General features: G+C 64.2%; 7 protein-coding genes. 5 read left to right on the top strand and 2 right to left on the bottom strand.

Translation table 11 applies throughout. The features are described from left to right. Nucleotides 1–3: 3 nt before the first annotated feature. The 3 genes from ABH924_RS18245 (at nt 4) to ABH924_RS18235 (ending at nt 3019) form a co-directional block, all read left to right on the top strand. The gene (locus tag ABH924_RS18245; RefSeq protein ID WP_404501066.1) at nt 4–201 is read left to right on the top strand and encodes a hypothetical protein; all 198 of its coding nucleotides are present in this window, start codon (nt 4–6) and stop codon (nt 199–201) included. Between the two features lie 931 nt (nt 202–1132). Beyond that, complete coding sequence (locus ABH924_RS18240; RefSeq protein WP_404501064.1) at nt 1133–1564, top strand: hypothetical protein; 432 nt, start codon at nt 1133–1135, stop codon at nt 1562–1564. Nucleotides 1565–1612: 48 nt separating this feature from the next. Further along, nucleotides 1613–3019, top strand: coding sequence for a ParB/RepB/Spo0J family partition protein (locus tag ABH924_RS18235; protein WP_404501062.1), 1407 nt, complete (start codon nt 1613–1615; stop codon nt 3017–3019). 74 nt (nt 3020–3093) lie between these two features. Here the strand turns inward: ABH924_RS18235 and ABH924_RS18230 are convergent, their stop codons facing one another. Next, on the bottom strand, nt 3094–3582 hold the full coding sequence (locus tag ABH924_RS18230; RefSeq protein WP_404501060.1) for a hypothetical protein: 489 nt from the start codon (nt 3580–3582) through the stop codon (nt 3094–3096). Between the two features lie 477 nt (nt 3583–4059). Between ABH924_RS18230 and mobF the strand changes: the two genes are divergently transcribed. Together mobF and ABH924_RS18220 are read left to right on the top strand one after the other, a co-directional pair. After that, a complete protein-coding gene (gene mobF / locus ABH924_RS18225; protein ID WP_404501058.1) occupies nt 4060–10239 on the top strand; it encodes a MobF family relaxase in 6180 nt (2059 codons plus the stop codon). A 742-nt stretch (nt 10240–10981) separates the two neighbouring features. Continuing rightward, entirely contained in the window at nt 10982–11608 is a 627-nt protein-coding gene (locus ABH924_RS18220; RefSeq protein WP_404501056.1) for a hypothetical protein, read from the top strand. Between the two features lie 224 nt (nt 11609–11832). Here the strand turns inward: ABH924_RS18220 and ABH924_RS18215 are convergent, their stop codons facing one another. After that, the gene (locus ABH924_RS18215) at nt 11833–12996 is read right to left on the bottom strand and encodes a hypothetical protein (protein ID WP_404501054.1); all 1164 of its coding nucleotides are present in this window, start codon (nt 12994–12996) and stop codon (nt 11833–11835) included. Nucleotides 12997–13535: the final 539 nt, after the last annotated feature.

The following is a 13535-nucleotide window of genomic DNA, read 5'->3' as shown; positions in this document are numbered from 1 at the left end:
GCCATGACACCCGGCAAGGAGCACTTCCGGGAACTGTCGGAATGGGCAGAAAATGAGATGGAGCTCAAGCCCGACTCCCCAACGGCGCTCCGCGGCCGGGCGGCCGCGGACCATGCCCTCGCGATGCTGAAACAAGCAGGGGTCGACACGGCCGGCGCCGGGGCGGCGGCAGTCCAGGATACAGAGCAGACCTCCTCCTGATTGAGGAACGGCGGAAGGGTCGGCACATCGTGTGCCGGCCCTTCTGGCGTTAACGGGTGGCACCCTCCTGATGCGGCCGGACGTGCACGTAGGCAGACGGCCTGGCCAGCAAGCTGTCCAGCGCTGCCAACAGGTTCCTGGTCTTCGCTGCGCTGCGTCCAGGAGCGAAGGGCATGCTCGCGAGGGCTCGCACTGACTATCGAGGCGGGAACCGGGCGCAGGGCGTCTGCTGCGCGGCCGTCACAAAAAGGAGTCCGGGCACGACGTCGCAGAGCTCCGCCACACCCGGACCTAATCTCTTGGGGTTCCGGTGTGGCACGGTTTGTGTTCCTCCCGTACACCTGGGCACGGCAAAAGCTACGCAAGCGGCTTTTCCCGCACACAGGTGCACGGCAGGGACCGTCCTGACCGCCTGCACACAAACGCCAGGTCACCAGCTGCTCAAGGGTCACCGCCGGGGCCGGCGTCCGTGCACAGCCTGGGCGGGTGCCGGGAACCTGTTGGACCCATTTGTGCGGGATCCTCACCGTTGAAGGCACCCTGGTACTCGCAAGCTCGCACCATGGAAAACGGGCGTCCGCTGCGCGGCCGGCTGTTGGGTGCTGCCGGGCCGTCGCAGAGCTCCTGCCCGTCATCACCTTTTGCTCATTTTTGGCTGCTGTCCTGGCGGATTGTACGTGGCCGCTCCAACCCGTCAATCGCCGGTTCCGCAAGCTCCACCGGCGACGGTTGCGGGAAGTTTTTTCCCGGGAACGCTCCGCATTCTGTCCCGGAAAAATACTTCCCGCAACCGCCCCAAGGGTTGACAGGTCTCCGTCGGCCACAGCAAGCAAAGCTTGCCAGCAGCCAAAAACAATCGGGAGGAAAGGAGAGGGGCTGGCCGGGTCACACCGCTCTCCCACCCATGCCCATGAAAAAAGGAAAACAAACAATGACTGCTATTGCAGAACGCACGGTCATCACGCAGGACACCGGCGAGGCCATCGATGGCGTCACCTTCCTGAGGGATTACCACATGAATGACGGGTACGACTGGCTGGATGTGATCAACGAACACGGCTGGTACGCGATCAGTTCCTGGGGCGAGGACGGCTGGGACTTGGCGCAGTGGCCCTACGCCATCATCACGGCCACGAGCACCGCTGACCGGGACGGCAGCTTGTTCGGCCTTGCCGTGTACGTCGAGGGCGACGTGATCTGTACGTACTACCGCACACAGTCCGCCCAGTGGGCCGAAATCACCCGCCACGCGCACTACTGGTGGATGCAGCGCCGCCCGGTCGACAGGCCCAAGGGTCTGACGGAGAAGCTTGAGGACCTGCCCGGAATCTTCTGCTCCCCGTACCGGGGCCTGTTCAGCTAACCACCCGACACAAAAAACCAATCCACTCACGAACGAAAGAAGAAGATCATGACTGCAATTGTTGAAAACACCGCCGCTACCGAGGTTGTTCAGGCCGCTGAGGCTGTCGCCTCCGGGGCGCGGTTGGTGATGATGGACCCAAGGTTGTTGAGGGTCGCGACGAACGTCCGCTCCGAACTGGACATCACTCCGAAGTTTCAGGCTTCGATCGCCCTGCACGGTGTGCTTGTGCCGATCATCGCGATCGTCGCTGAAGACGGGACCGTCGATGTGCTGATGGGGCAGAGAAGAACGGTAGCCTCCGTGGAGGCTGGTCTGGCTGAAGTGCCGGTGTACCTGTCGAAGACACTGGCCGAGGCCGACCGGATCGCGCAGCAGATCGTGGAGAACGACATGCGCACCGCCCTAACCGAGGGAGACCGTGCAGAGGGCTACCAGCAGATGGCATTACTGGGTGTCTCCGCAGCGGACATCGCCGAGCAGACCGGGGCGAAGGAAGCGCACGTCGAGGGCGCACTGAAAGCCAAGTCCACCAAGAGCGGTACCAAGGCCCTGCACGACGGGTACACCGTCGATCAAGCTCTCGTGCTCGCCGAATTCGACGGAGACGAAGAGGCCACGGCGGAACTTGAGACCGTGATCGCAGACAACCCGGGCGGCCTTGACCACAAGGTCCAGGAACTGCGTGACGAACGCGCTGCACAAGAAGAGATGAATGCCTTCATCGCCCAGCTTGAGGCAGAGGGCAAGATCATCGTGGAGAAGATCGGGCACTACGCCGACGACGAAGTGATCGCGATATCTTCCCTCAACCGGGCAGACGGCTCAACGGCCACTGACGAGGATGCCAACGCCGTACGCATCACAACGAATTACTGGGGAGAGGTCAACACGGTGCTCGGGGTCACCGGGTGGAACGAACTGGGCTTCACTCCGAAACACGAACGCCACAACGGCGGGACACAGGCCCAGCCCGGGCCGCTCACCGAGGAGGAAAAGGAAGAGAAGAAGGAGGAACGCCGGACCCTGATAGCGAACAACAAAGCGATGATCTCGGCCACCACCGTCCGCAGAGCATGGGTCAAGACCCTGCTCTCCCGAAAGCAAGCCCCTAAAGGCTGGCAGCACTTCACGGTCCACGCGATCACCCACCATTCCGAGACGGCCAGCGGCTACGAAGGAAAAGTGGCTGCCGAGATGATCGGGGCGAAGTTCGAGGACAGCGAGAAGTGGGGGTGGAACCCGCTCAAGGACCACGTCGCCAAGACCAAAGCGCGGCCCGAGTTCTCCCTAATCGCGCTCGTGTGTGCCGGGTATGAGAAGACCATCCAGAAGGACTCATGGCGGAACCCGGGCCAGACCGCGAAGGACTACCTCAACCAACTGGTTCTTTGGGGGTACACGGCAGCTGAGGTCGAAAAACTCATCATCGACCACCAGACGGACGCCGACTAAATAGCGGCATAGAAAAAGCGCGGACCCTAGATATTCGTAGTATCTAGGCTCCGCGCTCTTCTCTGTTCCCGAGACTATCCGACCGGGACCGGCTCACGCAAAACGCTGTGTTCCTGGTTCCTCGTCTCCCACGAGCCGGAGGCCTCGCCGTGTTCCTCACCGGCGAGGCCTTCGGCACCCTCCGGCACCGACGCAGGATCTGCCGCTTCCGGCTCCGTCTTCGGTTTGGCTGGTGTGGCGGCGTCGGTCATGGAGCGGACTTCCTTGGCCTTCAAGCCCAGACGTTCGGCGACCCCGGCCACCGGCTCGCCGGTGGCGACCATCGCGGCCACGGCTTCGGCCATGGACCGGGTGATGCCCGCCGACTCCCGCGCGGTTTCGGCGCGGATCGCCTCGATGCGTGCGGCTTCCTTTTCGCCCAGCGCGTCGAGTTCGGCCTGCCTTGCGTAGAAGCCCTCCGCAAGGTCCAGCAGCGTCTCCTGACGGCGCAGATGCCCGGCCGCACGCTCCCGTGCAAGCTCCCTCGCCTTGACCTGAACAGCTGACTTTCTCGGCGACGCCACGGGCCGGACCTCTTCCCTCGGTAACGGATCTTCCGCCCAGCCTAACCCACCACCCACCTAACGGTTAGAACCCGCCCAGGCTCGCTCTGGGCGAAAAACTTCGGCCGCCTGGCGGCGGCACGATCCGGCGGTCGCCGGCCAAGCCAGGAACGGGCCTCCGGTCGGCTCCGCCTCCCTCCGGGCAGACCCCTACAAGCGGGGCGGGTTATCCCCGTTGTGGACAGCTCCGAGAGAAAACCCGCTCTCTCCTCTGCCCACAACGGGGATAACCCGCCTGCGGTTCTACACAATCGAACGCACCATTGACAACGAAAAGCATGTTGCCAACAGCCCATTCTCATGTGCAGAACCGCATCAACAAGTTGATGGACCAATCCCCATTCTTCCGTCTCGATAAAGCACCCAACGAAAAAATGAAAATTCGTCACACCTCATGCATGGTTGATAATTCAGGACAGACCTGCTTATGATGCCGCGATGATGTCCCTTCACAAGCTCTCAGCTGGTGACGGGTACACGTACTACATCTCCGAGACGGCCAGCGCGGATGAGCTGCGCGCCAAGGGCCGGGAACTGGGCGACTACTACACCGTCACTGGGAACCCTCCCGGGGTGTGGATGGGCGGAGGCATCGCCAACCTGGGCGTCTCCGGGACTGTCGCTGAGTCCCAGATGAAGGCTCTCTTCGGCGAAGGACTGCACCCGAATGCCGAGGCCATGATCGCCGCAGGCATGGACCCGCGGGACACCCGTCTGGGCCGGGGTTTCTACCAGTACGACGGCTCCGAGACGGCGTTCTCCCGCAAAGTCAGGGCAGGGTACAGCGAGTTCAAACGCCGCTATAAGACCGAACCGGACGTTGATCAGCGGCGTGTGATCAAGGGCCGGATCGGTGCCGAAATGTTCACCGCAGAACACGGACGCCGGCCTGCGGACAAGGAAGAACTGGGCCGGTTCATGACCGCCTCGGAGAAACCCAAACAACAGGCCGTCACCGGATACGACGTCACCTTCGCCCCGCCGAAATCCGTGTCCCTACTGTGGGCGCTCGGCGGAGACGAGGCACGCAAGAAGGTCGAGAAGGCCCATACCGACGCCATCGAAGCATCCATCAAACACTTCGAAGCCCGCGGCGTTTTCACCCGCTCCGGGTTCAACGGTGTGGAGCAGCGCAACGTCACCGGCGGGCTGGTCATCACCCGCTTCCGCCATATTGACTCCCGCAACGGCGACCCGCACCTGCACGATCACGGAGTGATCGCCAACCGTGTCCTGTCCGAAGACGGCAAGACCTGGCTGACCCTGGACGGCGCCCAGCTCTACAAACTCAACGTCGAGATCTCCGAGTTCTACAACGCCGCCGTCACGCAGAACACCGCGAACGAACTGGACCTCGCGACCGTGCAGCGCGACACCGGCGGCAACCGCGCCGTCACCGAAATCGCCGGATTCGACGAAGCAATACTGACCCATGCCTCCAGCCGCGGGACCGGCATCCGCAAACGGACCCGCGCCCTGGTCAAAGAGTTCAAAGACACACACGGGTACGCGCCCAACCCCAAACAGCGCATCAAACTGGCGCAACAGGCAAACCTGGACACCCGCCCCGCGAAGGAGGCGGCACGCTCCGCTGAAGCGGCCGTCACGGCCTGGAGCAAGGAATACAAAGACGCCGGTTTCGCGACCGGCAAGAAACTCATGACCAGGCTCAAACGGGCCGCGAAAGAGATCCGCGCAACCAACCCGGCCCCGACCGGACTGGACGTCCCGGAACTCGCAGCCAGCGTCCTCGACACCGTATCCACGGCACGGGCGGTGTGGGGCGAACACCACATCCACGCCGAAGCCACACGGGAACTGAACGCCGCCTACAACGGTTCCCCCGTGCCCGAAGGCGCCGCGTTGGCGGTCACCGACTACGCCCTGAACGCCGGCAGCATCGCCCTGAACACCACCGCCCGCAACCACCAGGTGGACGAGCTCTACCGGGCCGACGGCGCCAGCATCTACACCAAAGCCAACACCGCCCTTTACACCTCCCAGGCCGTGCTCGCCGCCGAAGATGCGCTCCTCACCGCGGCCCAACAAGATGTCATCCCTGCCGTCACCCACGACGTGTTTGACCTGGCGGTCACGGGCCGTTCCCTGACCGGGCGCAGGGAACTGAACGAACTGCAGCTGCGCTACGCCCGCGAGTTTGCCTGCTCCTCCAAGCTCGTCACCGTCGGCATAGGACCCGCCGGTGCCGGTAAGACCACCGCGATGTCCCTCGCGGCCGCGGCCGTGAACCTGGCAGGCGGCAGGGTCATCGGCCTGGCACCCTCCGCCGTGGCCGCGGACGTACTCGGCAAGGACCTGCGCGACGGCCGGAAACCTGCGGAAGGGCTCATCGAAGCCGAAACGCTGGCGAAATTCCTGCACGCCCACAGCACCGGAAAGCCGGGGGCGCTGGCCGTGGAACCCGGCGACGTGATCATCGTCGATGAAGCCGGCATGGCCTCCACCCGGGACCTCGCAGCCGTCGTGGCGATCGCCGAAGGATACGGGGCCGTGGTGCGGCTCAGCGGGGACCACTACCAGCTCTCCGCCGTCGGCGCCGGTGGGGCACTGCGGCTCATCGCGCACTACGTCGGCGCGGTCGAGCTCGAAGAAGTCGTCCGTTTCCGCACCGTCGATGCGGACGGGAACACCGTCGTGCACGAGGCAGAAGCCGTCGCGTCCCTGATCCTGCGCGACCCAGAAACGGTGCGCGGCGCGGCCGCGTTCGACTGGTACCGGCAGAACGGGCGCATCACCGCCGGCGGCACCGAGCGGATGGTCAACAACGCCTACGCCGCCTGGCAACAGAGCGTGGATGAAGGAAAAACGGCGCTGATGATGGCCGCCGACAACGCCACCGTGAGGGAACTGAACGCCCGCGCCCAGGCCTACCGCGTCGCCACCGGTGTCATCAAGGGAGCCCGCAGCGCTCCCCTGGCCGACGACGCCCAGGCACACGTCGGAGATACCGTCCTCACCCGGGATATCAACCGGAAACTACGCATGAACAAAGGCAAGGACTTCATCAAGAACGGTGACACGTGTACCGTCCTGAAAGTCCACACGGACGGGGCACTGACCGTCAGGGACGAAACCCACAACGGCACCGTCACCCTCCCGGCCGGATACGTGAAGGCCAGCGTCCAGCTCGGCTACGCGGCCACGTTCAACCGCGCGCAGGGCGCCACCGTGGACAAGGCCTTCGCGATCATCCGTGAAGGCGTCACCCGCGCCCAGGCCTACGTCGCCGCGACGCGCGGCCGCTTCCTGAACCAGATCTTCGCCTCCGTGGACACCGGCGTCGAGAACGACATCGTCCAGAACACCCAGGCGCTGGACGAGCTGCTCGAATCCATCGGCAACAGCGTCGACAGGAACCTTTCCGGCCACGAACTCATCGACGCCGCCCACACCGAAACCCACTCCGTCGCCCGGCTACGGGCCGAATACATCAACACCGACACCCTCGCCCAACAAGCCCGGGTCAAACTGCTCCTGCGCGCAACCCTCGGCGACGCGGAAGCAGGCAAGTTCATCGACGGTGAAGCGTTCGGTGCCCTCTCCCACCGGATCCGCGAAGCCGAAACCGCAGGCCTTGACGGCGCCGGGATCATCGCCACCGCGTACCACCAACGCGGTTTCGAAGACGCCAAAACCGCCTCCGCCGTTCTGGAATGGCGCATCAAAGGCCTCACCGAACGCTCCCTCGAACTCCTCGACACCGCAGGCGACCGGCCGCTGGGGAACCTCACCGACGCCCAGCTCGCGCAACTGAAGACCATCGCTCTGGCACGCCACGCCAAAGCCGGCAAGCATCTGGCCGACGGGGTCACCCTCCGCTCCGCGGACGGCACCGCCGTGCCGGTTAGGTATCCGGCCGGTGTCCAGCCCTGGAACAAACGCACCTTCGGGCACCTCAACGACGAAACCCTCGACGCCCGGATCACCAAGGCCGAGAACGACTCCCTCTACTTCATCCCCTCCAAAGACGGTAAGAAGGCCCGCGCCAACACCTGGCTGCACAAAGAACTGACCGCCGAAAAGACCCTCCGCGCCTCCCTCGCTGCCCCCGTGTTCGCCAGCGAAACCGCCGAACGCGGCGTGCTGTCCGTGTGGACCGGCACCGAGGAACAAGCAGCGGACTTCGTGGAGCGGACCGACGAGCGCGGCGTGCAGGACACTCCCGGAGGCATCGCGCGCCGGGCGAAGCTCATCGCCGACGGAAAGGACCCCGTCAACGAAACGTTCCCGACCCCTCCACTGGCCCCCGCAGAAGCACTCACCACACAGGAGAAAACACCCGCAGACAAGAAGGCAGGCAAGCCCGAACCAAAGCCCAGGATGGCCAAGGACGCCACCGCCGGGTCACGGAATCGGCTCAAGCAGGCCGGGACCATCCTGGAACGCATCACCACCGAAGAGAGGCTCCGCACCATCCTCCCGGACCCTGCCGCCCTGGCAGAAGCAGCCGCCATCAAGGCCGCCTTGGAAAAGGCCGTGCCCGAATGGATCGCCCCCACCCACGCCCTCGCGTACGGGCTCGCCACCGGGACGATCGCAGAAACGTGGACCGCGGAACTCCTCACCGCCCGCGATACCATCGCGGCCGAGCTCGGCTGGGCCGGGGCCATCCTCGCCCACGAACAACCCGCCTGGACCACGGCTCTGGGCCCCGTGCCATCGGATCCGGCACGCCGTGTCGAATGGGAAAACACCGCAGCGCAGATCGCGGTGTTCCGCGAAACCTACAACGTGCCCGCAAACGACACCGCACCCGTCCCGGCCGTCTACCTGGAGACGAAACCCGGGGAACCCCAGACCGGCGACCTTCTCAAAACCGCTGTCACCCGGATCCACAAATACACCGCCCAAACCCACAAAGCCCCTGCCACGGCCGAGTCCCTCGCCGCTGCCGCGGCGCAGGCCCGGGCGGAACAGCTCGCCACCGGCCGCACCGACGCGCAAAACCTCGCCGCCGCGTACCTGCGCCAGCGGGCCGCCCGCGTGCAACTCAGCCCCCGTCAGCAACAAACCCTCGACGCCCATAACAGGGCTGACCGGATCGCCGGGATCACCCCGCCCCCGGCGGAATACCTCACCGGCAACTCGCTTCCCGGCAACCCGGCCGACCCCCGAACCCCCGGCACGGGACCCGACGGCGGGGAACCCTCCCCCGCCCTTGTCCCGGCACAGGGCGGCCTGGCAGAAACCCTCGAGGCCACGATCACTGAGCCGGCTCCCGCGCACCCGGCCCAGGTGCACCCGGTCGAGGTCGACTACAGCCTCGCCGCCGTGCCCGCCGGGACCATGGACCACCCCACCGGGATGGCGGCCACTGCGGACCTGCCCGTCACTCCGGAGCCGGCCCCCGAACCCGTACTTAGCCGTGCCGAGAAGGCTGCCGCCCGGGCGGTCGAGTTCGCCCAGCGGCTTCAGGATCACGCCGACCGCGCCGCGGCCGCAGCGCAGGCACGCGCCCGCGCACACGAACTCCGCGACACCACCCACACCCCCGCACCCGAAACCACTGACCCCGCAGCCACAGACCTCCCAACTCCGGAAACGATCCCCGCGACTGGGCCTGTGCACCAGGTCGAGGAACCAACCACCCCGGAATACGCACCAACAGCCGGACAGGACACAGTGTCCGAACAGCCGGCCGCGCCTTCCCCGGCAGTACCCGAACCCTCTCCCGTCACGGCCCCCGATCAGGCGGCAGAGGAGACCGTCTCCGAGCTGCTCCCTGACCAGTTCCCTGAACAGCATGTCGAGTCTGCGGAACAGCCAGTCCCGGAGCAGGATGGGCAGCTGCACGCAGAGCCTCTCGAGACCGTGCAGCAGGGGGAAGAAGAGACCGCGCGCTGGCAGCAGGACGCTCTGGACCGCCAAGTCGCCGTGCAGGCGGCCGCCCTCGAACGCCAGGCAGCAGAACACGCCAAACAAGCAGAGAAAGACAGGCAGGCCGCTCAGGAACGCGCACGCCAGACAGAATTGCGCCAGCTCTTTCCCGAGGTCGCCAAGCAACCCCGCGAGGTGCAGGACCGGGCACTGGAACGCTTCCACGCCGAAAAGGAACGCCAGGCAGAACAGCGGGTCCAGGACGTCCGTACCGGCATCAGGGAAGCCCTGCAACGGGCCGGACACCAACCCGGGCAGGAGACCCCCGCACCGCAGAACCCCGATGCCCGGGAAGCGTCCGTCGTCTCTGACGTGCAACACGCGGCCGAGACGATCCGCGACGTCGTAGACACCGCGAAGAGCGCAGCGTCGGAACCCGACACGGGCGGCCACGCTCAGGAAGAGTTCCTGCAAGCCCAACAGGTGCGCCACTCCCCCGAAACCGTCCCGGAAACCCCCGAAGAATACATTCCGGCGGCAAAGGAACCAGGGAAGACCCTCGCTCAGCGACTGGCCGAAATCCGTGCCGCCCAGGACAAGAGAGCCCGGACCACGGCCCCCGAAACCGGCGGGGCGCAGGAAGCCGCCGACGCGGCAGAACGCCTCCGAAGGACCCTTGACGAACTCAATCAACAACAGGAACAGGAGCAGGAAGCGCCCGCCCCGCAGCAGCAAGGACCGGAGCCCGACGCCCCGGGTATCCGCGGCCCGCGCCTGTAACGGCGGCAGAAGCGGCGGGGTAACCGGCGATGTCTGCGTTATCTGTCTGGCGCTTATCCACGGGACTTATCGGTGGCGTTTGCTCTGCCGATAAGGGCGCGGATTGTTATGGCGGAAGCAGTGGATCTCGAAAAGCTGTTGACGGTGGTTTTCGCAAAACTGTTACGCATTGTCGTTACACCGGTGTTACTCTGGGGATGCATAACCAAGGTTGCGATTGAGCAAGCAATCCCGGTTAGGCGTACGGAATTGAAGTGCGACGACCTGATGCTCGTTACATCAGGCCGCCGCGGTGGGTGATTGGCTTACTTAGAGCGGCCAGTTAATCACGGCATGAATAAGTACAGAAACAGCCACGGTGAGACGTGCGCAGCCCTTGAGAAGCTGCACGTACACCGTGGCTTTTTCGTGCCATCCAGGCCGTTTGACCTTGTTCCGTTTACCCATAATCCACCCCCTTCCTTTTTGGTAGAACCAATCCCGGAAGCGGGATGAAGCAAGCTTAGCCGACCGGCGAGCACCAAATCCGGACACAGCCCCCGAACGTGACCTAGCAAATATCACTTTCCGGACGAACCCGTTACCGGGGAGCTGCCGCTTCGCCACACGCCTGCAATTACGGACACCGCCGCTGAGTTCCCGGCTCGGCACTTGAGGCACCGAGAATATGATGGACCGACCGTCCCGACCGTTACGGCCGGGAGATGGATCAAGAGGCCACTACGAGACAGGGGGTATCGCCGTGCTTTTCAGACGCCGAACCAGCAAGACAGCAGATCGTTCACTCGTTCAGCAGGGCCGCCCGCCGGAAGCGAGCAATCGCGGTCGTGACGTTGTCACCATCGCCGTGAATGCCGCGGTATTGGCGTCCACCGAGATTCTGGCCCAGGGTATCTGCCCCAGGCCGCAGGTGCATTTGTTCTTCGACGGCGAGCAGACCAGCTATGACGGCTTCGTTGTTTGCCGCCCCTATTACCCAGGGGCGGACGCCATGTCCGCTATTTCCGAACTGGGGACCCTGGCCGCCAGCCTCTACGCCACACGCGTCATGGTGGTCTGGGAGGAAGCTGACCTGCAATGCTCCCTCGCCATCCCGGGGAATCACGCAATGGCACTCACCACGCTGACCGCCGACTACACGAACCATGAACTGGTGCGACGTCCCCTGACCCCCGCTCACGAGGTCTCCCCGACGGGACTTATCGGGGCCGTGCCCGGCGGGCGCCCCGAAACCAGCACCAACACCCGCCTTCCCGCACCGATCGCCCAACTGTTGTCGAACTGGCGCTCTCTTGACGGCCCTCACGTCGAGACCATTGTCGGGCAGATGCAGTCCGCTGGGTACGAATTCGTATTTAGGCCCCGCTAAGTCGGCAACGATGTCAGCTGCAGGGATGCACACTCCGGTGGAAACGCTTCATTGGCCGCTGCTCGGAAGAGCGAACGTATGGTAGTTCAGCGGACTTTCCGTGCCAGCGGCCCGGTCTAACAGCCCACTTCGTTCATTGCCGATTCAGGGTGAATTCCGTGAAGTGGAGTCCCCGAGACAGAGATATGATCTCCGTGACCGGCGAGGGCGCCTCCTTCGCGTCGTCACCCCATGAACCTCGAAACCCATTGCGTCAGCTGGGAAATGCCTGCCGCTGCCAGCCACGTGATACTGGCTGCGGCGATCACCGCGCCGCTGAGAGCGGCCGCCGAGTATCGGGTTACCGTGTGGTGCCGCGTCTTACAACGGCTTAGCAACCCGTCGCGCTTCTTCTGACAGACATCGCCGGCAGGTGCTTCCTGGAACCAGCAGGTTCGTTGCAACCACCAGGACGCTGGACCCGCGAGAACGACGGCACCGCCCAGGAGACCCAACCACCAAGACCAGGTCCCTGATATCCAGAAGACCGCGGCCGCGATAGCGAGAGCCCAGGCGATGAAGATCGCTGCTGCAGTTCCTTTGGCGCGGCCGGGCACCGAGCGCCCATCGCCGGGAACCACATCCTCGTCTACCGGCCCGACGGGCATTTTCCTGAGGGCGAAGCGGGCCAAGGCGTTCTCTTCCCGTCGGGCCGCAAGGCTGGAGATCCAGGCCTGCCGCCGCGAGGACTCACGCTGAAGTCCGTCCCGAAGGTTCCGCATTTCGGCCAGGTCAGTTTGGTGTTTTTTGGCCTGCCTTGTGGCGGCATCCGTGGCGGACTGGGCCTCCATGCGCTGCTGTCTCTCCTGGTCACGTTGCAGTCTCGCCGTCTTTAGGTGGGATTTCATGTCGGAGAGGGCCTGCAGGTTGGCATGCAGGTAGATATCCCAATCCTGATGGTTGGCCCAGATCTTCTTTGAGGTGGTGAGGTGGCCGTGCCGCAGTTGCAGGCTGAAGTATCTGTCAAGGAATAACGTGAGGGGCAGGGAATCCCGGCGCACTTCGTTCTCTGATAGCCGATACACCCCATAGCCGACGCGTAGCCGTTGGGCCAACCCCTTATCCTTGTCTTCGGATAGTTCGATACCGACCGCAGGCTCTTGGCCGAACCAGCTCAGGTCGTGTGTCAGCCAGAGTGAACCATAGCCGGCTTTGCCGAATTCCGCTGTTACCGATCGGACCTCGCCAGCAGGAATCCTATCCAATTCCAGCCGGATGGCGATCTTCCAGCCGTTCACTTCGGTAGCCACGTCGGCGCGGGCCGTGCCGATCTTCTCGTCAGCCCGAGCCGGAAAACCCTTGGCCTTGAGGTATTCGAGAAGCCACGCCTTGATGAGAGCCTTTTTCATCGTTCTCCAACCGGAGGCGTTACCGCTTTCGGTGCACTCGCGTTCCTGGTTTGGGTTGTGGCGCAGCCAGAAGTTGCCCTTGGTCGACACGAAGGTATTCAGAGGATTCCCGCATTGAAAGCACGTCAGCCCTGGCCGGCCGGACCAGAATTCGTAGGCTCCAAGGGACCGGATATCAACCACCTCTCCTACCGGTCCTTTGCCCAAGGTCATCCCGTTAGATCTATCCATGCTCATGCTCCGCTCCCTGCCTACCGTGGCCGGTCAGTGGGTGACGGACTGCGAACACCGGGCCTGACAATGAAAGCGCGAGAGCGGGATTCTGAATTCCTTGCTCCAGTCGACGAATCGATGACCATGAAATCTCCCCAATAGCGAAAGGACAAACGATAGCCGGATACTAGATCGTCAAGCTGGGTGCTTCCTGTGCGCGTCGTATCTAGGCTAATCAACAGTCGACGTGTTCCTGAGCCCGCCAGGCCCGTAGAACGACCCGCTTGACGCGTGAACCAGACGCTGCAGGCGTGTCCCTGCATCCA

It is taken from the genome of Arthrobacter sp. GAS37 (genome assembly GCF_044908325.1).
GTDB lineage: Bacteria > Actinomycetota > Actinomycetes > Actinomycetales > Micrococcaceae > Arthrobacter > Arthrobacter ramosus.
The sequence above is the reverse complement of the archived record's forward strand: the minus strand, read 5'-3'. Positions and strand labels throughout refer to the sequence as shown.